Annotated in this window: 19 protein-coding genes; 12 read left to right on the top strand and 7 right to left on the bottom strand. The window is 65.0% G+C overall.

The window, feature by feature from the left end:
- Positions 1-14: 14 nt before the first annotated feature.
- Together DCG74_RS16540 and DCG74_RS16535 are read right to left on the bottom strand one after the other, a co-directional pair.
- Positions 15-815 (bottom strand): triacylglycerol lipase, encoded by an 801-nt coding sequence (locus tag DCG74_RS16540; RefSeq protein ID WP_172784022.1) that lies wholly within the window; start codon positions 813-815, stop codon positions 15-17.
- On the bottom strand, positions 815-1072 hold the full coding sequence (locus DCG74_RS16535) for a DUF6489 family protein (protein WP_172784021.1): 258 nt from the start codon (positions 1070-1072) through the stop codon (positions 815-817). Before DCG74_RS16535 ends, DCG74_RS16540 begins: the two co-directional genes overlap by 1 nt.
- Positions 1073-1395: 323 nt before the next feature.
- On the opposite strand from DCG74_RS16535, the gene DCG74_RS16530 reads away from it, so the two are divergent.
- The 12 genes from DCG74_RS16530 to DCG74_RS16475 all read left to right on the top strand — a co-directional run bounded on the left by DCG74_RS16530 (position 1396) and on the right by DCG74_RS16475 (position 15242).
- Entirely contained in the window at positions 1396-2991 is a 1596-nt protein-coding gene (locus DCG74_RS16530; protein WP_172784020.1) for an ABC transporter substrate-binding protein, read from the top strand.
- Positions 2992-3094: 103 nt separating this feature from the next.
- Positions 3095-4075 carry an ABC transporter permease gene (locus DCG74_RS16525; RefSeq protein WP_025034883.1) on the top strand — a complete coding sequence of 327 codons (981 nt, stop codon included), beginning with the start codon at positions 3095-3097 and terminating at the stop codon, positions 4073-4075.
- A 10-nt stretch (positions 4076-4085) separates the two neighbouring features.
- Positions 4086-5057 carry an ABC transporter permease gene (locus tag DCG74_RS16520; protein WP_172784019.1) on the top strand — a complete coding sequence of 324 codons (972 nt, stop codon included), beginning with the start codon at positions 4086-4088 and terminating at the stop codon, positions 5055-5057.
- Positions 5058-5070: 13 nt separating this feature from the next.
- The gene (locus tag DCG74_RS16515) at positions 5071-6057 is read left to right on the top strand and encodes an ABC transporter ATP-binding protein (RefSeq protein WP_172784018.1); all 987 of its coding nucleotides are present in this window, start codon (positions 5071-5073) and stop codon (positions 6055-6057) included.
- A complete protein-coding gene (locus DCG74_RS16510; RefSeq protein ID WP_172784017.1) occupies positions 6054-7043 on the top strand; it encodes an ABC transporter ATP-binding protein in 990 nt (329 codons plus the stop codon). The genes DCG74_RS16515 and DCG74_RS16510 overlap by 4 nt, the downstream gene beginning before the upstream one ends.
- Before the next feature lie 87 nt (positions 7044-7130).
- Positions 7131-8930 carry a gamma-glutamyltransferase family protein gene (locus tag DCG74_RS16505; RefSeq protein ID WP_172784016.1) on the top strand — a complete coding sequence of 600 codons (1800 nt, stop codon included), beginning with the start codon at positions 7131-7133 and terminating at the stop codon, positions 8928-8930.
- Between the two features lie 9 nt (positions 8931-8939).
- Entirely contained in the window at positions 8940-9650 is a 711-nt protein-coding gene (locus DCG74_RS16500; protein ID WP_172784015.1) for a DUF1028 domain-containing protein, read from the top strand.
- Positions 9647-10636 (top strand): ABC transporter ATP-binding protein, encoded by a 990-nt coding sequence (locus DCG74_RS16495; RefSeq protein ID WP_172784014.1) that lies wholly within the window; start codon positions 9647-9649, stop codon positions 10634-10636. Before DCG74_RS16500 ends, DCG74_RS16495 begins: the two co-directional genes overlap by 4 nt.
- Positions 10636-11724 (top strand): ABC transporter ATP-binding protein, encoded by a 1089-nt coding sequence (locus DCG74_RS16490; protein WP_172784013.1) that lies wholly within the window; start codon positions 10636-10638, stop codon positions 11722-11724. Before DCG74_RS16495 ends, DCG74_RS16490 begins: the two co-directional genes overlap by 1 nt.
- Positions 11725-11746: 22 nt before the next feature.
- Positions 11747-13255, top strand: coding sequence for an ABC transporter substrate-binding protein (locus tag DCG74_RS16485; RefSeq protein ID WP_172784012.1), 1509 nt, complete (start codon positions 11747-11749; stop codon positions 13253-13255).
- A 157-nt stretch (positions 13256-13412) separates the two neighbouring features.
- Positions 13413-14354 carry an ABC transporter permease gene (locus tag DCG74_RS16480; RefSeq protein ID WP_172784011.1) on the top strand — a complete coding sequence of 314 codons (942 nt, stop codon included), beginning with the start codon at positions 13413-13415 and terminating at the stop codon, positions 14352-14354.
- 3 nt (positions 14355-14357) lie between these two features.
- Complete coding sequence (locus tag DCG74_RS16475) at positions 14358-15242, top strand: ABC transporter permease (protein ID WP_172784010.1); 885 nt, start codon at positions 14358-14360, stop codon at positions 15240-15242.
- A gap of 117 nt (positions 15243-15359) precedes the next feature.
- Here the strand turns inward: DCG74_RS16475 and DCG74_RS16470 are convergent, their stop codons facing one another.
- The 5 genes from DCG74_RS16470 to DCG74_RS16450 all read right to left on the bottom strand — a co-directional run bounded on the left by DCG74_RS16470 (position 15360) and on the right by DCG74_RS16450 (position 23576).
- Entirely contained in the window at positions 15360-16106 is a 747-nt protein-coding gene (locus DCG74_RS16470; protein WP_172784009.1) for a hypothetical protein, read from the bottom strand.
- 9 nt (positions 16107-16115) lie between these two features.
- Complete coding sequence (locus DCG74_RS16465) at positions 16116-17366, bottom strand: adenylate/guanylate cyclase domain-containing protein (protein ID WP_172784008.1); 1251 nt, start codon at positions 17364-17366, stop codon at positions 16116-16118.
- Positions 17363-17752: a response regulator gene (locus DCG74_RS16460; protein WP_025034870.1), complete on the bottom strand. Its 390-nt coding sequence runs from the start codon at positions 17750-17752 to the stop codon at positions 17363-17365. The genes DCG74_RS16465 and DCG74_RS16460 overlap by 4 nt, the downstream gene beginning before the upstream one ends.
- Positions 17749-20352 carry an ATP-binding protein gene (locus DCG74_RS16455; RefSeq protein WP_172784007.1) on the bottom strand — a complete coding sequence of 868 codons (2604 nt, stop codon included), beginning with the start codon at positions 20350-20352 and terminating at the stop codon, positions 17749-17751. The genes DCG74_RS16460 and DCG74_RS16455 overlap by 4 nt, the downstream gene beginning before the upstream one ends.
- A 128-nt stretch (positions 20353-20480) precedes the next feature.
- A complete protein-coding gene (locus tag DCG74_RS16450; RefSeq protein WP_172784006.1) occupies positions 20481-23576 on the bottom strand; it encodes a MexW/MexI family multidrug efflux RND transporter permease subunit in 3096 nt (1031 codons plus the stop codon).
- Between the last annotated feature and the right edge of the window lie 20 nt (positions 23577-23596).

Here is a 23596-nt window from a genome sequence, read left to right as displayed (position 1 = left end):
GGCGGCGCTTCTCGTCAGGCCGATACTGCCCGCTCCGGCGGGGCATATGCAATGGCAAAGGGTCCCGCCCGGTCAAATGGCCAGAAGTCTCCCTCCGGTTGCGCCAGGCGGTCCGCCACGGCCCACAGCACCGCCGGGTTTACGCCGAGCCCGATATGGCTCGCCAGCAGCACCTCGATGTTCTCGGCACGCTCGGAGGGGCGGAGCAGACAGGTCCGCCAGTTCACAACACCGTCGGCGCGCGAATAGATCGACGTCGCCGGCACCGGCAGATCGCCGGCGATAGCCTCGCGCGCTTCCACAAAATCATCGACCCGCTCGCCGGACAGCGTCTCGTAGAGCCGCGTCGCGTTGGTCGCCCGTACGTCGTTGGCAAAAGGGCTGCCGAGCGTGACGACGTAGCGGACCTTGTCCGGTGCCCAAAGCGCGAGATCGCGGGCATAGACGCCGCCGAGGCTCCACCCGACCAGGCTGACCTTGCGTCCCGTGGCGGCATGGATTTCGGCCAGGCGCATGCGCAGCGAATCCCGCATGCGCCCGAGCCCGCCGAGATTGCGGCCCATCCGCCAGGCATGCGCCTCATAACCGAGCTCGCTGAGATAGCGCCGCAGCGGCACCATCGAGAGGTCGCTGGCGAGAAAGCCCGGCAGCGCCAGCACCGGATGGCCGTCGCCCCGCGGCGCCCGCATCAGGAGCGGCGACAGCAAGAGGCTCGCATTCAACTCGAACAGCCCACGGGCCTCGGCGAGCAGCAGGCCGAGACCCGGCGGACGAAGCCGGCCTTCTTGCAGCGCCCCGTCCGGCCCCGGCGACACTATTTTTTCTTGTCGCCGCTGCGCGGGCCGCCGAGGCCGGCCATCGCGACGAACATGTCCTGAAACCGCTCGGCGATCTTGGGATCGAAGGTGAACCAGCTCTGGATCAGCGATTCCGGCGAGACCTTCTCGATGTTACTGAGCACCTGCTGCTGCAGCTTGTCCATCACCGCCGTCTGCATCGGCCCCACGTCAGGCAGACCGAAGAACTGGCGGGCCTCAAGGGGGGTGCAGTCGATTTCGATGTTAACCTTCATGTCCCCTCCAGATGAGATTCGAGCGGCCTGTCGGAGTATCACCGCGAGAAGGTCTGCAACGCAAGCGACCTGAGGGGAAGCCGTTAGGACCGGCTCCCCCGATCGACGGGTATGGTCAATCAAATTGTCCGGCCCGCGCCCCCGCGCAGAAGCTCGCCGGCCTGCCCGGGATTGCCGGGCAGCATTGCTGCACAGCGGTGCAACTTGGCGCGTTCCTTGCTGGAATGACGCTTGCACGGGTCGAGAACTCTGGGCAACATGGATCAGTAAGCCCCGCCGAACAATCAAAAATCACCGGCGCGGCAGTGTGGAGAGGGTCAAGAATGTCAGTCGGTCAAAGTCTGTTTGCGGCGACGCTCGCCGGTACGCTTGCGTTGGCGATCTCGCCAGCAGCCAGCCAGACGCTACGTTATGCCAATCAGGGTGACCTGAAGTCGCTCGATCCCTATACCCTGAACGAGAGCACCACCCACGCCCATCTCGGCCACGTCTATCAGGGCCTCACCGCGCGCGACAAGGACCTCAAGATCATTCCGGCACTGGCGGAAAGCTGGGAAACTCCGGAGCCGACCCGCTGGCGCTTTCATCTGCGCAAGGGCGTGAAATTCCACAACGGCGATCCCTTCACCGCCGACGACGTGGTGTTCTCGGCCGATCGCGTCCGCAAGAAGGGGTCCAACATGCAGACCCGTCTTGCGCCCGACGTCAAGGTCGTCAAGGTCGACGACTACACCGTCGATTTCGTCCTGCCCTCGCCCAATCCCATCCTGCATAATTCGTGGGATGTCTGGTACATCATGGACAAGAAATGGGCCGAGGAGAACAACGTCGTCGACCCGACGCCGGTAGCGGCGACCACGCCGAGCTACGCCTCGCTCCATGAGAACGGCACCGGCCCCTTTATCATCGAAAGCCACCAGCCCGGCGTGAAGACCGTGTTCAAGGCCAATCCCAATTACTGGGGCAAGGTCGAAGGCAATTTGAAGGAGATCATCTTCACGCCGATCTCCTCCGACGCCACCCGCGTCGCGGCGCTGCTCTCGGGCGAGGTTGACGTCATCGAGCCGGTTCCGATCCAGGACATCTCCCGCGTCGATTCCAGCCCGAATGCCCAGGTGCTGAAGGGGCCGGAGCTGCGCACCATCTTCATCGGCTTCGATCAGATGCGCGATGAGCTGCTCTACTCCAACATCAAGGGCAAGAACCCGTTCAAGGACGCCCGCGTCCGCGAGGCCTTCTACAAGGCGATCGACATCGAGCTGATCAAGACGCGCGTGATGCGTGGCCTGTCGACGCCGTCGGCGCTGATGATCGCGCCGGAGCTGTTCGCACTGTCCAAGAGCTTCACGCGGCCGAAATTCGATCCCGACGGCGCCAAGAAGCTGCTGACCGAAGCCGGCTACCCCGACGGCTTCGAGGTCACCATGGACTGCCCGAACGACCGCTACGTCAACGACGCCGCGATCTGCCAGGCAGTGGTCGGCATGCTTGCCCGCATTGGCGTCAAGATCAATCTCCTGGCCCAGCCGAAGGCGCAGTACTTCGCCAAGGTGCTCAAGCAGGGCGGCTACCAGACCTCGTTCTACCTGCTGGGCTGGACCCCGAGCACGATGGACTCCCACAACGTGCTCTACGACATCATGGGCTGCCGCGACGATGCGAAATCCTCGCGCGGCGAGGCCAATCTCGGCGGCTATTGCAACAAGGAGTTCGACGCCATCACCGACAAGGTGCTGGTCGAAACCGACGCCGAGAAGCGCAACCAGCTGATCAAGGAGGCCTACGAGATCGGCATGAAGGACTGGTCCTACATCCCGCTGCACCAGCAGGCGCTGGCCTGGGGCGTCTCGAAGAAGGTCAACCTGCCGCAGCGCGCCGACAATCTCGTCATGTTCCACTGGGCAACCAAGAAGGAATAGCGTCGCTTGAAACACGAGGTCCCGGCGGCATCTGCCTTCCGGGACCTTTCCTTCCGGCCGACAAGGACGTCGGCCGTACGCTCACCCAAGGAAAGTGGAAGGCATGCTCGCTTTCACGCTTCGCCGCGCCGTTCAGGCCATCGGCGTCATGTTCGCCGTCGGCATCATCGCGTTCTCGATGTTCCGTTTCGCCGGCGACCCCGTCAATCAGATCGTCTCGATCGACACCTCGGCAGCCGAACGCGCGATCGTGCGCAAGTCGCTCGGCCTCGACGACCCCGTGCCGGTGCAGTTCGTGCGCTATTTCGCCGATGCGGCGCAGTTCAAGTTCGGCGTCTCCTACCAGTTCCGTCAGCCGGTCGCGGCCCTGTTGATGGAGCGCATGCCCGCGACGCTGGAACTTGCGATCTGTGCGACCGTGTTTGCAATGGTTTGCGGCATCCTGATGGGCGTCTATTCGGCGCTCAAGCGCGATACCGTGCTGGCCAAATTATTCCAGGCGGTCTCGCTGATCGGCATCTCGCTGCCGACCTTTCTGATCGGCATTCTCCTGATCTATCTGTTCGCGGTGACATTGGGCTGGTTGCCCTCGTTCGGCCGCGGTGAGGTGGTCAAGCTCGGCTGGTGGACGACGGGCCTGCTGACGCTATCGGGACTGAAGGCGCTGATCATGCCTTCGATCACGCTCGGCCTGTTCCAGATGACCCTGATCATGCGCCTGGTGCGCGCGGAGATGCTGGAAGTGCTGCGGACCGACTATATCCGTTTCGCCCGCGCGAGGGGACTGACCACGCGTGCGATCCATTTCGGCCACGCGCTGAAGAACACGCTGATTCCGGTGATCACCGTAGCCGGGCTTCAATTTGGCTCGGTTATTGCATTTTCGATCATCACCGAAACCGTGTTCCAATGGCCCGGCATGGGGCTTCTGTTCGTCCAGGCCGTGCAAAACGTCGATATTCCGATCATGGCCGCCTACCTGCTGATGGTTTCACTGATCTTCGTTACCATCAATCTGGTGGTCGATATTCTCTACACGGTGGTCGATCCGCGCCTGCGCTCGACCGTCGGTCGCGCCGCATAAGGCAGCCTGCATGTCCGACGCAGTCGTCTCCAATTCCGACAAGCAAAGCGCACAGCCGGTGCAGGCCGCGCATGGCTGGTTCAGCCGCACGCTCGACAGCGACCTGTTCTATTCGTTCCGCCGCTCCAAGCTCACCATGGTGGCCGCGGCCATCACGGTCCTGTTCTTTCTGCTTGCGATCTTTGCATCCGTGCTTGCGGTGCAGAACCCGTTCGATCCGGCGCAGCTCCAATTGATCAATTCGCGGATCTCACCGCTCTGGACCGCCGACGGCCAGACCCCGTTCCTGCTCGGCACCGACGAGCAGGGCCGCGACGTGTTCTCCGCGATCCTTTACGGCATGCGCATCTCGCTCGCCGTGGGCGTCGCCGGCGTGATCTTCGCCGGCGCGCTCGGCATCGCGCTCGGCCTGATCGCCGGCTATTTCGGCGGCGCAGTCGACGGCGTCATCATGCGGATCGCCGACGTGCAGCTCACCTTCCCCGCCATCCTGATCGCGCTCCTGGTCAACGGCATCGCGAAGTCGATCCTCGGCAACCGGCTGGACGCCACCAGCATGCTGGCGGTGCTGGTGATCTCGATCGGCCTGAGCTTCTGGGTGGGCTATGCCCGGACCGTGCGCAGCTCCGTGATGGTGGAGAAGAACAAGGACTACGTGGCCGCCGCGCAGCTGATCGGCCTGCCCGCCCCGAAGATCATGCTGCGGCACGTGCTGCCGAACACGATGGGCCCGATCCTGGTCATCGCCACCATCAACCTCGCGCTCGCCATCATCACCGAGGCGACGCTGTCCTTCCTCGGCGTCGGCCTGCCCGACACCATGCCCTCGCTCGGCACGCTGATCCGCATCGGCAACAACTATCTGTTCGCCGGCGAATGGTGGATCGTCGCCTTCCCGGGGCTCGCGCTCGCGGCGCTGATCCTGTCGATCAATCTGCTCGGCGACTGGCTGCGCGATGCGCTCAATCCGAAGCTTCGATGAATACGCCTCGTCCATGACCGAACCCGTCCTTTCCGTACGCGATCTTCACGTGGAGTTCGCCTCCCGCCGCGGCACGCTGCGCGCCATCGACGGCGTCTCCTTCGACATCGCCAAGGGCGAGGTGCTCGGGGTCGTCGGCGAGTCCGGAGCCGGCAAGTCCGTCACCGGCCTCGCGGTAATCGGCCTGATCGATCCGCCCGGCCGCATCGCCGGCGGCGAGATTCATCTCGCGGGCCTGCGCATCGATAATCTGCCGCCGGAGGAGATGCGCCGCGTGCGCGGCAAGCGCATCGGGATGATCTTCCAGGATCCCCTGACATCGCTGAACCCGCTGTACAAGGTCGGCGACCAGATCGTGGAGACGATCCGCACCCATCTCAGTCTGTCGGAGTCGGCCGCCCGCCGCCGCGCCATCGACCTGCTTGCCGAGGTCGGCATTCCCGCACCGGAAAAGCGTATCGACGGCTATCCCCACGAGTTTTCCGGCGGCATGCGCCAGCGCGTCGTGATTGCGCTCGCGATCTGCGCCGAGCCGGAGCTGATCATCGCCGACGAGCCGACCACCGCGCTCGACGTCTCCGTACAGGCGCAGATCATCTCGCTGATCAAGCGCCTCGGCCGCGACCACGGCACCGCCGTGATGCTGGTGACCCACGACATGGGCGTGATCGCGGAGACCTCGGACCGCGTGGCCGTGATGTATGCCGGCCGTGTCGCCGAGATCGGCCCGGTGCAGGACGTCGTGAAGAATCCGCTGCACCCTTACGCCAAGGGCCTGATGGGCGCGATCCCGACGCTTGCCGGCGAGGACAAGCGCCTGGTGCAGATCCCGGGCTCGATGCCGCGCCTGTCGGCAATCCCGCGCGGCTGCTCGTTCAATCCGCGCTGCGCCTTCGCCTTCGATCGCTGCCGGGTCGATCGGCCGGAGCCGCTGCCGCGCGGCGCGCAATCCGTCGCCTGCCACCTCTATGACGATGTGCCGGCGGAGAGCGTGGCATGAGCGCTCCCTTCGTCCAGGCCACAAACCTGCGCCGCGTCTTCGACGTCTCGAAACCCTGGCTCAACCGCGTGCTGGAAGGCGGACACCTCGAATATCTCAAGGCGGTCGATCACGTCACCTTCGACATCAGGAAGGGCGAGACGTTTGCTCTCGTTGGCGAGTCCGGCTCCGGCAAGACCACGGTGGCACGCATGGTCGTCGGCCTGCTGCCGCCAAGCGCCGGCGACGTGCTGATCGACGGCGTCTCCATGACCGACCCGCGGCAGGCCCTCGCACGGCGGAAGCTGCGTCGCCGGATCCAGATGATCTTCCAAGACCCCTATGCGAGCCTGAACCCGCGCTTTCGGGTCGATGCCATCATCTCCGAGCCGATCCGTGCCTTCGACCTGATCCAGGGCGAGCGTGACATCCAGGCCCGCGTCGGCGAGCTGCTCAGCCTCGTCGGCCTGCATCCGGACGACCGCTTGAAATACCCGCACGAATTCTCCGGCGGCCAGCGCCAGCGCATCGCGATCGCGCGGGCGCTCGCCTCCGACGCGGAATTCATCGTCTGCGACGAGCCGACCTCGGCGCTCGACGTCTCCGTGCAGGCGCAGATCCTGAACCTGATGCGCGACCTCCAGGACAAGTTCGGCCTGACCTACATGTTCATCAGCCACAACCTCGCCGTGGTCCGTCACATGGCGAGCCGCGTCGGCGTGATGTATCTCGGCCGCATCGTCGAGATCGCGGACGGACGCGAGCTGTTCGCCAATCCGCGCATGCCCTACACCAAGATGCTGCTGGGTGCCGTGCCTGATCTTGCCATGAGCGGCCGCCAGCGCATTCCGGTCAAGGGCGAGATCCCGAATCCGATCAATCCGCCTCCCGGCTGCGCCTTCAATCCGCGCTGCCCGCTGGCGTTCGATCTCTGCCGCAGGGAGACGCCGGAACTGATTGACGGCGTCGCCTGCCACGCCGTCAACACCGCGCCGGTCCCGGCGTGACGCGCCCGTGCCATGCAGCCTGCGCATTTGGCGGCGGCGTGGCCCTGTGATCAATTGCGCGCGCCGAAAATAAGGTGGTGAAGTCCCATGGGCAATATCAATCCCGATCCGTTCACGACGAGGCCCGAGATCGAGGGCACGTTCGGGGTCGTTGCCACCACGCACTGGATCGCGACGGCCGTGGGCATGGGCATCCTGGAAAAGGGCGGCAATGCCTTCGATGCCGGCGTCGCCACCGCCTTCACGCTCCAGGTGGTCGAGCCGCATCTGAACGGTCCAGGCGGCGATGTCCCTGTGATCGTTCATGACGTCAAGCGCGGCCGCACCGAGGTGATCTGCGGCCAGGGCCCGGCGCCGGCGCGCGCCACCATCGCGCATTACAAGAGCGAAGGCCTCGACATGGTGCCAGGCACCGGCCTGCTTGCCGCCTGCGTCCCCGGCACGTTCGAATCCTGGATGATGCTGCTGCGCGACTACGGCACGATGCGCGTGCGCGACGTGCTGGAGCCGGCGATCTCCTACGCCCGCGACGGTTATCCCCTGGTCGAGCGCGCCTGTGCCACGATCCAGACCGTCGAGCAGCTGTTCCGCAAGCACTGGCCAACCTCGGCCGCCGTCTACCTTCCGAACGGCGAAGTGCCGAAGCCGGGCACGCTGTTCACCAACAAGACGCTGGCCGCGACCTACGCCCGCATTCTCAGCGAGGCCGAGAACGGCGGCGGCCGCGACGCCGAAATCGAGCGCGCGCGCAAAGCCTGGTCGCAAGGCTTCGTCGCGGAGGCCATCGACAAGTTCTGCCGGACCCAGGAGGTGATGGACGTCAGCGGCTCGCCGCATCGCGGCGTGCTCTCCGCCGACGACATGGCGCGCTGGCAGCCGACGGTCGAGGCGCCACTCACCTACGACTACGGCCGCTACACCGTCTGCAAGGCCGGCGTCTGGAGCCAGGGCCCGGTGACGCTGCAGCAGCTCGCGCTGCTGAAGGGCTTTGCGCTCGACGGCCTCGACCCGACCGGGCCGGAGTTCATCCATCTCCAGATCGAATGCGCCAAGCTCGCCTTCGCCGATCGCGAAAAATTCTACGGCGATCCCAAGTTCAGCGAGATCCCGATCGCGACGCTGCTGTCGGATGCCTACAACGACGAGCGCCGCAAGCTGGTCACCGAAAAGGCTTCGCTCGATCTCCGGCCCGGCGCAGTCGAGGGCTTCGGCGGCGTAGTCAAGCTGCGCCGCGCTGAGGGCCAACGCGAGGCTGTTGGCGCGCTCGGCGCCGGCGAGCCGACCGTGGGGCGATTCGGCGAGGTGCGCGGCGACACCGTGCATTTCGACATCATCGATAAGGCTGGCAACATGGTGTCCTCGACGCCTTCAGGGGGCTGGCTGCAATCCTCGCCGGTCATTCCCGAACTGGGCTTCTGCCTCGGCAGCCGCGCACAAATGTTCGATTTGGAGGAGAACCAACCGGGCTCGCTCGCGCCGGGCAAGCGGCCGCGCACGACGCTCTCTCCGACCATGGCGCTGCGCGACGGCGAGCCGTATCTCGCCTGGGGCTCGCCCGGCGGCGACCAGCAGGACCAGTGGATCACGCAATTCTTCCTGCGTCACGTCCATTGCAACCTCAATCTCCAGGAAGCGATCGACGCGCCGGCCTGGCATTCCGAGCATTTCCCGATCTCGTTCTGGCCGCGCACCGCGCGTCCCGGCGTGCTCGTGGTCGAGAACCGCGTGCCGAAGGCGACGATCGAGAACCTGCGCGAGCGCGGGCATATCGTCGAGGTCGGTCCCGACTGGTCGGAAGGCCGCCTCACCGCGGCCTCACGCGTCGGTCGCCGCCGCCGCGCCGCCGCCAATCCGCGCGGCATGCAGGGCTACGCGGCGGGGCGCTGAAGGCAGCACATGACCTGGTCGATCATCGCGCGCGATCCTGCCACCGGCCAGTTCGGCATCGCGGTCGCAACCCGCTTCTTCGCCGTCGGCGCGCGCGTGCCCTATATCGCGGCCGGCCTCGGCGCCATCGCAACGCAGGCCTTCGTCAATCCCTATTACGGCATCGACGGCCTCAAGCTGTTGCGAGAGGGCCTCAACGCGCACGACGTGCTCGCCGCGCTGCTGGCGACCGACGAGGGCCGCGAGAGCCGCCAGATCCACATCATGGATGCGAGCGGCGCAATCGCCGCGCATACCGGGCGCGACTGCGTCGATTGGTGCGGCCACGTCGCTGGCAGCGGGTTCTCGATCGCCGGCAACATGCTCACCGGGGCCGATGTGCTCGACGAGACCGCCAAGACCTACATCGCCAATGACAGCCTGCCGTTCCCGCGCCGCCTGCTCGCGGCAATGCGCGCCGGCGAAGCCGCCGGCGGCGACAAGCGCGGCAAGCAGTCGGCGGCGCTCCTGATCCACGGCGAAGAGGAATGGCCTGCCCTCGACATTCGCGCCGACGACCATCCCGATCCGATCAGTGAGCTCGAGCGCCTGGAGCGCGTCAGCCACGAGCTGTGGGTCCACTTCCGCCCGTCCATGCCGACGCGGCAGAACCCGGCCGGCAACACCGATCGCAGCGTCATCGACGCCAGCATCGCTGCGGCGCGCGCGAGACGATCATGAGTGCCAGCCCCCTCATCGAGATCAAGGATCTGCGTATCCGCTTTCACGGCGACGACGGCCGCATCACCCACGCGGTCGACAGCGTCGATCTCAGCGTCGCCAATGGCGCCACGCTCGGTCTCGTCGGCGAATCCGGCTGCGGCAAGAGCGTGACGTCGCTGGCGATCATGGGCCTGCTGCCGAAGCAAAGCGCGGAAATAAGTGGCGCGATCCGCTTCGACGGTTTCGACCTGCTGGCGACGCCGGACCAGACGTTGCGTGATCTGCGCGGCAACCGGCTGGCGATGATCTTCCAGGAACCGATGACCTCGCTCAATCCGAGCTTTACGATCGGCGACCAGATCATCGAGACGATCCTGCGTCACCGGGGCGGTTCGCGGAGAAGCGCGCGCGAGCGCGCGATCGAGCTGTTGCGCCGCGTCCATATCCCCTCGCCCGAGCGTCGGATCGACGACTACCCGCACAAGCTCTCCGGCGGCATGCGCCAGCGCGTCATGATCGCGATGGCACTCGCCTGCGACCCGCGCCTGCTGATCGCGGACGAGCCGACCACCGCACTCGACGTCACCCTGCAGGCCCAGATCCTGGAGCTGATGCGCGAGCTCAAGGCCGCGAGCGGCGCCGCGATCATCCTGATCACCCACGATCTCGGCGTCGTCGCCGAGGTTTGCGACGAGGTCGCGGTGATGTATGCCGGCGAGATCGTCGAGCGCGCGCCGGTGGATGAATTGTTCTCCGCGCCACAGCATCCCTACACGGTCGGCCTGCTCGGCTCGATCCCGCGGCTCGACCACCGCGCCGAGCAGCTTGCGACGATCGAAGGCATGGTGCCGAATATGGCGCAGCCGCCCGCCGGTTGCCGCTTCGCCGCGCGCTGTCCCTTCGTGCTCGACGCCTGCACCAAGGTGCCGCCGCCGCTGGTCGAAGTCAGCGTAGGCCATGTCTCGCGCTGCATCCGCGCGCCGCTCGAATTGCTGGTGTGGTGATGGCGCTGCTCGAAGTCAACGGCCTGGTCAAGCATTTCGTCGCCCAGCGCTCGCTGCTCGGCCGCGCGCTGGCGCACGTCAAGGCGGTCGATGGCGTGTCCTTCTCGCTGGAGGCCGGCAAGACGCTGGCCCTCGTCGGCGAATCCGGCTGCGGCAAATCCACCGTCAGCCGACTGGTGCTGCGGCTGATCGAGCCGGATGCCGGCACGGTGCGCTTCGACGGCCGCGACCTGCTCGCGCTCGATGCCAGCGGCTTGCGCGCCTTCCGCCGCGAGGCGCAGATCATCTTCCAGGATCCCTACGCCTCGCTCAATCCGCGCATGACAGTCGGCCAGATCCTGACCGAGCCGCTGGCCCTGCACGATCTGGTGCCGCCGGCCCGGCGGGCAGAGCGCGTCGCCGAGCTGCTGCGGCTGGTCGGGCTGGAGCCGCGCCTCGCCCGGCGCTATCCGCACGAATTCTCCGGCGGTCAGCGCCAGCGCATCGCCATTGCCCGCGCGCTCGCGGTCGAACCGAAGCTCATCATCTGCGACGAGCCGGTCTCGGCGCTCGACGTCTCGATCCGCTCGCAGATCCTGAACCTGCTGCGCGAGCTGCAGGACCGGCTCGGCCTCGCCTACATCTTCGTCTCGCACGACCTCGCCGTCGTCAAGCACATCGCCGACCACGTCGCGGTGATGAATCTCGGCCAGATCGTCGAGACGGCGGAAGCCGATGCGCTGTTCGCCGCACCGCGCCATCCCTACAGCCGCGCGCTGCTGTCGGCGATCCCGCTGCCACAGCCGAAGGCGAAACGAACGACGGTGCTGCTGGAGGGCGAGATCCCAAGCGCGCTCAATCCGCCCGCCGGCTGCCGGTTTCACACCCGCTGCCCGTTCGTGATCGAGCGCTGCCGCAACGAGGCGCCTGCGCTTCTGGCCGACGGCACGGGCCACGCCACCGCCTGTCATCGCACCGCGGAGCTGCCGTCCGCGGACGCCATTCTGCCCACCGCCGGCGGGTTTTCGCCGGCGCTTGCAAAATTGGTCGCGGCCTTCAGCCAAAAGACGGAAGGCAGAAGTCCCACCGGGGTTGGTATACAGAAATAGCCGAAGCAATGGGGATTGTCCGATGAAGATGTCTCGCCTGGCCGCAACGGCCGCCGCCGTCCTGATGTCGCTCGGAGCCGTGCAGGCCCAGACCACGCTGCGCATCGGCCTTGCCGAAGATCCCGATATCCTCGATCCCACGATGGCGCGCACCTATGTCGGCCGCATCGTGTTCTCCGCCTTCTGCGACAAGCTGTTCGACATCGACGAGAAGCTCAACATCGTGCCGCAGCTCGCCCTGTCGAGCGAAACCGCCGACGACGGCAAGGCGCTGATCATCAAGCTGCGGCCCGGCGTGAAATTCCACGACGGCGAGCCGCTCGATGCCGAGGCCGCAAAGTTCTCGCTGGAACGGCATCTGACGTTCCCCGGCTCGTTCCGGAAACCGGAGCTCGCCTCGGTCGATCACGTCGAGGTCGTCGATCCCCTCACGATCAAGCTGGTGCTGAAGTCGCCGTTCTCGCCGCTGCTCGCTCAGCTCACCGACCGCGCAGGGATGATGATGTCGCCGAAGGCGGCGAAGGAGGCCGGCGACAAGTTCGGCCTGCGCCCGGTCTGCGCCGGCCCCTACAAGTTCGTCGAGCGCGTGCAGCAGGACCGCATGGTATTCGAGAAGTTCGCCGACTACTGGAACAAGGACAATGTCTTCATCGACAAGATCGTGTTCCAGCCGATCGTCGATGCCACGGTGCGGCTCGCAAACCTGAAATCCGGCGGCCTCGACCTGATCGAGCGCGTGCTCGCCACCGATCTGAAGGAGGTGCGCGCCGACTCGCGGCTGAAGGTCGCGACCGCCATCGAGCTCGGCTATCAGGGCATCACCCTCAACATCGGCAAAGACAAGGCCAAGGGCCCGCTCAGCCAATCCGCCAAGGTGCGGCAGGCGCTCGACCTCGCCATCGACCGCGATGCGATCAATCAGGTCGTGTTCAACGGCGAGTTCCAGGTCGGCAACCAATGGGTCAATCCCGATCATCCCTATTATCAGAAATCGCTTCCGGTCCGTCCCCGCAACGTCGACAAGGCCAAAGCGCTGCTGAAGGAGGCCGGCGTGACGCCGCCGGTCAGCGTCGACTTCCTGGTGCCCAAGGGCGCGGAAACCGAGACGCCCGCGCAGGTGATCCAATCGATGGCGGCGGAAGCCGGGTTCGACATGAAGATCCGAGTCACCGAGTTCGCGACCGGACTCAAGCAAGCGGAGGCCGGTGACTACCAGGCCTACATGCTCGCCTGGAGCGGCCGCGTCGACCCTGACGGCAACACCTTCGTGTTCCTGCACAATGGCGCGCCGCAGAACTATGGCGGGTGGAACAATCCGCAAGCCGACAAGGCGCTGGAGGACGCGCGGCTCGTCACCGATCCCGCCAAGCGCAAGGCGAGCTATGAAATCCTGGCTAAGCTGGTCCAGGACGAAGAGCCGCTGCTGTACCTCTATCACCGCCGCATCATCATCGCGCATACGACCAAGCTGGAAGGCTACAGGCAGATGCCCGACGGCCTCGTCCGGGTCATCGGACTCAAGCTGAAGTGATCGGCCTGACATTTAGTCCGTGTCCCGGATGCGGCGCAGCGCGGAAGCGCTGCTCCGCAGAGCCGGGACCCATGGCAACAACGAACTGTGGCAGCTGGGTCCCGGTTCAGCAGCGCAACATTGCATGTTGCGCTTCGCCCGGGACACGAGTGGGACCATGCTGAACTTCCTCGCCCGTCGACTCGTGCAGATCGTGCCGACGCTGTTCTTCGTCTCGGTGCTGATCTTCTCGCTGCAGCAATTGCTGCCGGGTGACCCCGCACTGGTGATGGCGGGCGAAGAGCGCGACCCGGCCGTGATCGAGCAGATCCGTCGCCAGTACCGGCTCGATCAGCCCGTCCCGGTGCAATACGCCTACTGGATCAAGGGCGTGCTCGCGGGCGATTTCGGCGAGTCGCTGCGCAACAAGATGCCGGTGCGCGAGCTGATCGCGCAGAAGCTGCCGGTGACGCTGCAGCTCGGCTCGATGGCAATCCTGATCGCGTTCCTGATCGGTATTCCCGCCGGCATCGTCGCCGCCGTCAAGAAAGGTTCGGCCTGGGACTACGGCGCCAACCTATTTGCGCTGTGGGGCATCTCGACGCCGAACTTCTGGCTCGGGATCATGCTGATCTTCCTGTTCTCGATCGAGCTCGGTTGGCTGCCGGCTTCCGGCTACGTGCCACTCACCGAGAACTGGCGCGCAAGCCTGGCCGTCACCATCATGCCAGCCTTCGTGCTCGGCAATGCGATCGCCGCGATCCTCATGCGGCATACGCGCAGCGCCATGCTTCAGGTGCTGGAAAGCGACTACGTGCGCACCGCGCGCGCCAAAGGACTGTTGGAGCGCACGGTGATCCTCAAGCACGCCATGCGCAATGCGCTGACCCCCGTCATTACGCTCGGCGCGCTCGAGCTCGGCACGCTGCTCTCCGGCGCGGTCCTGACTGAGCAGATCTTCTCCATTCCCGGGTTCGGCAAGCTGATCGTGGATGCCGTATTCAACCGCGATTATGCGGTGGTGCAAGGCGTCGTCCTGGTGACGGCCACGGTCTACATCACGCTGAATCTCGTGGCCGACATCGCCTATATCCTCGTCAATCCGCGACTTCGGGGCTGATCCATGACCGACGCCGCGCTGCCCCGCCCCCTCACGAAAGCCGACGAGCTGGATAGCCCGGCCCGCCGCGCGCGTCGGCGGCTGTTCAAGCGCAAGGCGGCGGTGTTTGGGCTCGTCGTGCTCACGATGTTCATCATCCTTGCCGTGCTCGCCCCGCTCATCGTGCCCTATGATCCCATCGGGACGAGCTGGAGCCTGGTGCGCAAACCGCCGACCTTGGCACACTGGTTCGGCACCGACGAGCTCGGCCGCGACATCCTGAGCCGCATCGTCTACGGCGCGCGCGCCTCCCTGCTCGCGGGTCTGATCTCGGTCGCGATCGCGCTCGGCATCGGCGTGCCGCTCGGCCTGCTCGCCGGCTATCGCGGCGGCTTCACCGACGCGTTGATCAGCCGCATCACCGATGCGATGCTGGCCTGCCCGTTCCTGATCCTGGCGATTGCGCTCGCCGCGTTCCTCGGCCCGAGCCTCGGCAACGCCATGATCGCGATCGGCATCTCGGCGACGCCAATCTTCATCCGCCTGACCCGCGGCCAGGTGCTCGTCGTCAAGGCCGAAGACTATGTCGAGGCCGCGCGCGCGCTCGGCAATCCGCCGTGGCGGATCGCGTTCTCGCACATCCTGCCGAACATCCTGCCGGCGCTGCTGGTGCAGGCGACGCTCTCGATCGCAGCGGCCATCATCGCCGAGGCCGCCCTCTCCTTCCTCGGTCTTGGCCAGCAGCCGCCGGCGCCGTCCTGGGGCAGCATGCTCAACGCCGCGCAGCGCTTCCTGACCCAGGCGCCCTGGATGGCGATCTGGCCAGGTCTTGCGATCTTCCTCGTCGTGCTGTCGCTGAACCTGCTCGGCGACGGCCTGCGCGACGCGCTGGACCCAAGGCAGCGTTGATTATTTCTCATGGTGACGAGCGCGTTATGACACGCCTCTCGAACCATGAAGGCCCCGCTGCAACCCGCGGCCATCCTTCGAGACGCGGCCTCACGGCCGGTCCTCAGCATGAGGACCTCAGATCACCACCTCCCGCAGCACGCGGCGGCAATCCATCTCGAATTCCAGATCGACCACCGGCGGACGGGCGAAATGCCAGGTCAGCCCGGAGCGGAGCGCGCCGCGGCGGACCAGCTCGTCCACCAGCGCGTGGTGAAAGTCGTGCACCGAATAGGCCTGCACGCCGGTCGTATCCTTCCAGCCGAAGCCGAAGGCCGCCATCCGGTTTTCCATCTGCGATGTGGTGGTGAAGCGCACCTTCTCGCGCAGCCCCTCCGGGCTGAGGTCGCGGTAGCGCACCGTGCGCTCGACATAGGTGCCGCCGCCCTCGCGCGCCTCGGCGCCGCCGGCGATGACGAAGCTCGGCAAATCTGACCGCGTTGGACGCGTGAAGGAGAACGCATAGAACGACGGCTCAGACGGCGGATCGATCTCCGGACAGACATTGCTGCGCGCCACCGGATTGGTGGTGCCGTCGAAGATGCCCCATTCCGACAGCGTCTTCACATAGTGCAGGTTGAACGCGCGAAAACCTTCCTCGCTGAAGGCCGCCGGCGAGCGCAGCTCGCAGGCACAGAAAGCCGTCAGCGGACGCCCCGCCTCCTGGATGAATTTTGCAGCCAGCGCAAATCCTTCCGCGAGCGGCACCAGGCGGTCGAACCGGACCCGCTCGATCTCATAGCCCGCATCCGCGGCGGCACCTGCGGAATATTGGAATACGGATGGAATGAAACGGTAGTTGCCGGCCGAGAATTCGCGCGTCATGACGGACTCCTATTCCAGTTGCATGCGGGTGCCCTTGGCGCCGTTGAGCAGGCGCTTGAGGTGAAACCCGGCCAAGGGATCGTCGGCGTGCATGCCAACCAGCGCGGCAAAGGCCGGCATGGCGGCGGCATCGCCGGCCTCCATCTTGGCAAAGGCTTCGGCATATTGCGCCGTCGCCGGCGCTTCGAATTTCGCCTGCAGCAGCGGTTCGAAGGCGCGCAGCGGCTCGCTGCGTCCGCGCAGCATCAGGTCGCCCACGGGACGGCCACGAAAATTTTCGGCCCCCTTTGCCACGCTGGCACTGACGCAAATGCGCGTTCCCAGATGCTTGTTCGCTGTCTCCAGCCGGGCGGCCGTATTGACGGTGTCGCCATAGGCCGTGTAATCGAAGAAGCGGTTGCCGCCGAAATTGCCGACCAGCGCCGGGCCGGCATGGGCACCGATGCGGGTGGCTCCGAAATTCACACCTCTTGCTTTCCAGCTCGCCGAGAAGTCCTCTGCCCAGGCGTCGAGAGCATGGGCACAGGCGACCGCACGCGTTGCATAGTCCGGCTGGTCGCCGGGGGCGTTGAAGAGCACCTGGATCGCATCGCCGATGATCTTGGCGACCGTCCCCTCATGGGCAAACACGATCTCGGTCATGCCGCCGACATATTCGTTGAGGAGCTCGCCCAGCGTCTGCGGAGGGGCGGTCTCGACCAGCGAGGTGAAGCCGGTGATATCGGTGAAGAGGGTGGCGACATCGCGCCACTGCACCTCCATGCCGTCGCCATCGACGTCGCCGGCCAGCCGCCTTGCGATCTCCGGCGAGAAGAAGCGCGACAGCGAGGCATGGGCGCGCTCGGCTTCCATCTGGCGCCGCCGCACCTCGCGCAGCATCTCCACATGGCGGATGGTCTTCTCGATCGTAGCTTCGAGGTCGGCGAAGTCGATCGGCTTGGTCAGGAAGTCGAACGCACCGCGGTTCATGGCGGTGCGGATGTTGCTCATGTCGCCGTAGGCCGAAACGATGATGGTCGACTTCTTCTCCTCGGCCTCCTGTAGCTTCGCCAGCAGCGACAGACCGTCCATCCGCGGCATGTTGATGTCGGAGACCACCATGTCGACATGCGGATTCTGCTCCAGCGATTCCAGCGCTTCCAGGCCGTCGCGCGCGAAGATGAGCGCGAGCTGCCCATCGCGGATCTGCCTGCGGAATTTCTGCAGGATCAACGCCTCGAGGTCCGGCTCGTCGTCGACGAAGAGGATGGTCGCAGTCATGCGGCTTGCTCGAGCCTCGTATCGATCTCCTGCCGCAGCAGCGCAAAGTCGATCGGCTTGGTGAGGAGCCCGACGGCGCCCCGCTCGATCGCCTTGCGGCGCGTCTCGGCATCGCCATAGGCCGTGATCATGATGACGGGAACGTCCGGATGCGCGGCACGCACTTTCGGCAGCATGTCGAGCCCGCTCATGCCGGGCATGTTGATGTCGGACAGGATCAGGATCAGCGAGGGATCACGAACTTCGGCAGCGCGCTCGAGCGCCTCGGGGGCCGAGAGCGCAAACTCCATCTGGAAGCGGCCAGCGCGCAGGTCGCGCCGGAACTGCTGCCGAAACAATGCCTCGACGTCGGGCTCGTCATCGACGACCAGGATGTAAACGTTCAAGACTTTCCTCCGGAAGTGTCGGCCGCTGCCATCGTCCGCGGCAGCGTGATGATGAATTCGGTGAATACACCTTGCGTGGTGTTCACGTCGATCGTGCCGCCGTGTTGTTTCACCACGATGTCGTGGCTCATTGAAAGGCCTAGGCCCGTGCCTTCGCCGGCCGGCTTGGTGGTGAAGAAAGGATTGAACATCTTCTCCTTCACCTCAGGCGGAATCCCCATGCCGTTGTCGCGGATCCGGATCTCGACCCTGTCGCCGAGATTCTTCGTTGCCGCGCGCAAGGTGGGCTCGAATGCCTCGCCGTCGCTCTCCTTGCGCTTGTTCGCGGCATAGAAGCCGTTCGAGATCAGGTTGAGAAAGACGCGCGTGATCTCCTGGGGATAGATGTCGATCATGCCGGCAGCCGGGTCGAAATCGCGCTGGAGCGTGACGTTGAAGGCAGGCCTTTCGGCGCGCGCGCCGTGATAGGCGAGATTGAGACTCTCCTCCACCACCGCATTGATGTCGACGGCGCGATGTTCGCCGGAACCCTGACGCGAATGCAGCAGCATGTTCCTGACGATGGAATCGGCGCGCTTGCCGTGCTGCACCACCTTCTCGAGGTTTGCCCTGAGCATGCCGGTCAGCTCGTCAACCTCCTGCTTCGTCGTGCCGTCGAGCGCGGCGGATTGCAGGGTCTCGTTGAGCTCGTCGATCAGCTCGGTCGAGACCGCGGAGAAATTATTGACGAAATTAAGCGGGTTCTTGATCTCATGGGCAATGCCGGCGGTGAGCTGGCCGAGCGAGGCGAGCTTCTCGGTCTGAATCAGACGGTCCTGAGCGGCGCGCAGGTCCTCGAGTGAGCGCGACAGCTCATCCGTGCGGTCCCTCAATTCGTTGAGCAGGCGCGCATTTTCCATCGCGATCACAGCCTGCGCCGCAAAATTCGTCACCAACTCGATTTGCTTGCTGGAGAAGGCAAGAGGCCGCTGACGGTAGATCAGAAGCGCGCCGATCAGGTCGCCGTCCTTGAGCATGGGAACACCAACCAGTGTCCGCGCCCCGGCGCGTAGCGCCAGTATTGGTCCGTCATATCCTTGAGGTGTTTCGAAGAAGTCCGGCTCCGTCCTCGTATCGACAACATGCACGGTTTCCCTGGTCCGAACGATGCGGCCGATGACGGTGTTCGGAGCCGGCCGTGTCGGCTTCTGGTAGATTTCGTCCTTCAGCTCGGCCGGAACACCGTGCATCGCGATGGCGCGGAACGTGTCTCCCTCCCGCAGATAAAGAGACCCGAACTCAGCCTGGCAGATGCGAGTGGCGTTCTCCAACATGATGCGAAATACCGGCCCCAATTGTCCGGGGGAAATGGAGATAACCTGGAGCACTTCGGAAGTTGCGGTCTGCTGTTGCAGCGATTCGCTCAATTCCGCCGTGCGCTGCTCGACCTTCCTTTCCAAGTCGGCATAGGATTCCTGCAGGCGCGCGCCCATCTCGTTGAACTGATCGGCGAGGCCTTCGAGCTCGTCGCCGGACTTGATCGAGATGCGTTGGGAGAAGTCGCCGCCGCCGATCCGCTCGGCGCCGCTGCGCAGCGCCTGGATCGGCCCGACCATGCGGCGCGCCAGGAAAACCCCGGCGAGCACCGCGAAAATCGAGGCCGCGAGCAGCACGATGGCGAGCCGCTGCAACGAGGCGTAGAGCGAAGCATAGGCCTCCTCGACCGGAAGCTCCACGAACATGGTCCAGCCCAGCGGCGGGATCGGGGCTGAGGCTGTCAGGACCGTCTGTCCCTGGATGTTGTTCGCCTCTTGCAACGAGTCCGGCATGGTGCCGCCACCAGCTCGGGCACCCCTCACCTGGGCGAGGCCGGACATGTCGGTGTTGCGCAGCACGAGACTGATGTCGGGATGCGCGATCAGGCGGCCCTCCGGGCCGACCACGTAGGCATGGCCGTGCTCGCCGACCTTGATCTGGGACACGACGTCCCAGATTAGCTTGAGGTTGACCTCGGCGATGCTGACGCCGGCGTCCTTGCGCGCGCCCGCCAGCGCCAGTGTCATGTAAGGCTCGGACTCCCGGCGGAAATAGACAGGTCCGTAATAGACCTTGCGCGCGACCGCCTCGGTGAACTTCGGGTCGCTCGACAGGTCGATCCCGCTATCGAGCGCGTCCATCGCCAGCCGCGAGACCCGCAGCCGCTCCTTGCCGGTCGAATCCACCTGGGCCAGTTCGGTGACCGCAGGCACCTGGCGCAACAGGCGCAGCGCGTCGAACCGGCGCTGCTCGATCGAACCGCTCGACCAGGGCAGCTGCGTGGTCCAGCCGAGCTGACTCTCGATCTCCTTGACGAACTGGCCGATCTTGGCCGCGGCCGCCTCCGCCTGCTCGTGCTGGACCCGGATCAGCGAGGCCTTGTGCTCGCGATAATAGAAGTAGACCTCAAACAAGCCATTGGCGAGCAGCGCGATGGCGACGACGGCCACGAACAGCGCGACGTATTTGGCAAAGAGCCGGGTCCGGATTCCGCGGCCCGCCGTCTCGCCGGAGCCGGCCTCGCCGCGGGCCGCGCTCGGCAGTGTCCCGGCTTGGCGGGTGTCGGGGTGAAGGGACAGGCTCATCCCGCGGAACCTAGCAAGAAGCCCGGACCTTGTCTCTCGCAAGCGCGGGAAAAGGGCTCACCCGGGCGCAACGAAAAGGGCGGCAGCGGATGACCGCTGCCGCCCTTCGACTAGCCTTGCCAGCGGCCTCAGGTCGGCCGCAGCACCTTTGCATCGAGGTCGAGCTCGTTGACCTGCTTGTTCCGCTCGGAATCGGCCGCCGCGCGATGGTCGGTCGCCAGCACCACATAGACCGCCGGCAGCACGAACAGCGTGAACAGCGTGCCGATCGACATGCCGGCGACGACCACGAGGCCGATCGAGAAGCGGCTGGCCGCGCCCGCGCCCGTCGCGGTCAGCAGCGGGATCAGGCCGGTCACCATCGCCGCCGTGGTCATCAGGATCGGCCGCAGGCGGATGCGGGCCGACATCTCGATGGCCGAGCGGCGGTCGAGCCGCTCGTTGACCTGGAGCTCGTTGGCGAACTCCACCATCAGGATGCCGTGCTTGGTGATCAGGCCGACCAGGGTGAGCAGACCGACCTGGGTGTAGATGTTCATGGTCGCCGCGCCGAAGAACAGCGGGATCAGAGCACCGACGATCGCCATCGGCACCGAGATCATGATGACCAACGGGTCGCGCAAGCTCTCGAACTGCGCTGCCAGCACCAGGAAGATGATGATCAGCGCGAAGCAGAAAGTGATCGCAAGCTGATTGCCCTCCTGAACATATTGCCTGCTATCGGCAAGATAGTCGTGGCTGAAGCCCTGCGGCAGCTTCTTGGCCTCGCCTTCGAGGAAATCGACCGCAGCGCCGATGGTCACGCCGGGCATCGGCACGGCCGAGAACGTCGCCGAATTGAGCTGATTGTAGTGCGTCAGCGAATTCGGGTCGGTCTTGGTCCTGATCGAGACCACGGTCGACAGCGGAAGCTGCTGGCCGGTGTTCGTGGTCACGTAATAGCCGCCGAGGGCTTCCGGCGAGAGCCGATTGACGCGCGGCACCTGCGGAATGACCTGATATGAGCGACCCTCGAGATTGAAGCGGTTGATGTAGTTGCCGCCCAGCAGGACCGCGAGCGTAGAGCCGAGGTTCTGCATGTTGACGCCGAGGTCCTGCGCCTTGGTGCGGTCGATCGTGACCTCAACGTTCGGCTGGTTATAGGCCAGGTCGCTGTCGGAGACGATGAACATGCCGCTCTTGCGCGCGGCGTCCTTCAGCTTTTCCATCTGCTCATAGACCGCCTGGAATCCAGCGGTGGAGTTGATCACCATCTGCACCGGCAGGCCGCCAGGTCCGCCCGGCAGCGGCGGCAGGTTGAATGCGAATGCCTGCACGCCCTCGATCTTGGAGAGTTCGGCCTGCACCAGCGGCTTCAACTTGATTGACGAGCGTTTTCGCTCGTCCCAGGGTTTGAGCAACATGCCGGCGATGCCGCCTTGCGGGCCGTTGATGCCGTTCAGGACGAAGCGCAGATCGGTCTCCGGAAATTTTTCGAATTCCTTGTCGAGCTTGTCGCCGTAGAAATCGAGATAATCGATGTTGGCGTATTTCGGCGCCTTGGTCACCGCGAAGACGATGCCCTGATCCTCCTCCGGAGCCAGCTCCTTCGAGGTGTGCATGTAGAGGAAGCCGACGAGCCCGAGGATCGTGATCGCGAACAGGCCAGTGATGGCCTTGTAGTCCAGCGAGCGGTCGAGCTTGCGCCCATACCAGCGCGTCATCGCGCCGAACACGTTGTTCACGAGCTTGGCGAAGCGGCCTTCTTCGGTGTTCTTCAGCAGCACCGAGCACATCATCGGCGACAACGTAAGCGCGATCACGCCCGACACGATCACCGAGCCTGCCAGCGTGAAGGCGAATTCGCGGAACAGCGAACCGGTGAGGCCGCCAAGGAAACCGATCGGCGCGTACACGGCCGCGAGCGTGATCGTCATCGAGATGACGGGCCCAACGATCTCGCGCGCGCCTTGCAGCGAGGCCTGGACCGGCGTCTTGCCCTCCTCCAGGTGGCGGTGGATGTTCTCCACTACCACGATGGCGTCGTCGACGACGAGGCCGATCGCCAGCACCATTGCGAGCAGGGTCAGGAGATTGAAGCTGAACCCCAGCGCCAGCATCAAGGTGCAGACGCCGATCATCGACAGAGGGATGGTGACGACGGGAATGATGACCGAACGCAGCGAGGCCAGGAACAGGAAGATCACCACGATCACGATGATCACGGCTTCGCCCAGCGTCTTCTCCACCTCCTCGATCGAGGACTGAATGAACTTGGTCGAGTCGTAGGCGACCTTCATCTTCATCGACGGCGGCAGGTTGCGTTCGAGCTCGGGGAACAGCGCGCGCACGCCCTTCACGAGAGTCAGCGGGTTGCCCTGCGGCGTCGCCTGAACGCCGATGAAGATCGCGTGCTCTCCGTTGAAGGCGACGCTGGCGTTCGTGCTCTGGGCGGCAAGCTCGACGGTGGCGATGTCCTCCATCCGCACGAAGCCGCCGTCCTTCGCCTTGACGATCATTCTCTTGAATTGATCGACGTTGGTCAGGTCCGTGTTCGTCGAGATATTCGAGACGATCAGATAGCCCTTGGTCTGGCCCGCCGCGGATTGGAAGTTGTTGGCGGCGATCGCCGTCGCAACGTCGGAAGCCGACACATTGCGGCCGGCCATCTTCACAGGATCGAGCCAGAGCCGCATGGCGAAGGTCTGGCCGCCGAGAATGTCAGCCGACGCGACGCCGTCGACGGTGGAAAGCACCGGCTGCACCACGCGCGTGAGGTAGTCCGATATCGCCGAACCCGACAGTTCCTCGGACGAGAAGCCGAGATACATCACGGCCGTGGTCTGGCCCGTGGTCTTGGTGACGATCGGGTCGTTGGATTCCTTCGGGATCAGGTACTTCACCGAATTGGTCTTCGCCAGCACCTCGGTGAGCGCCTGGTTCGGATCGAAATTCAGCTTGATGTAGACCTGGATCGTAGAGGTGCCGAGCACCGAGGACGAGGTGATGTAGTCGACGCCCTCGGCGGAGGCGACCGCCTGCTCGATCGGCGTCGTGATGAAGCCCTGGATCAGATCTGCGGACGCGCCGGGATAGACGGTCGTGATGTTGATGACCGTGTTCGACAGCTTCGGATATTGCCGGATCGGCAGCACCATCGCCGCGCGCAGGCCGATCAGCAGGATCAGCAGGCTGACGACAACCGACAGAACCGGTCGTTTGATGAAAATATCGGTAAAGGCCATCGCGGGCGATCTCGATTTCT

It is taken from the genome of Bradyrhizobium sp. WBAH42 (assembly GCF_024585265.1).
In the GTDB taxonomy this organism is placed as follows: Bacteria; Pseudomonadota; Alphaproteobacteria; order Rhizobiales; family Xanthobacteraceae; genus Bradyrhizobium.
Note: the sequence above shows the minus strand (reverse complement) of the source record. Positions and strands in the feature narration are given on the sequence as shown.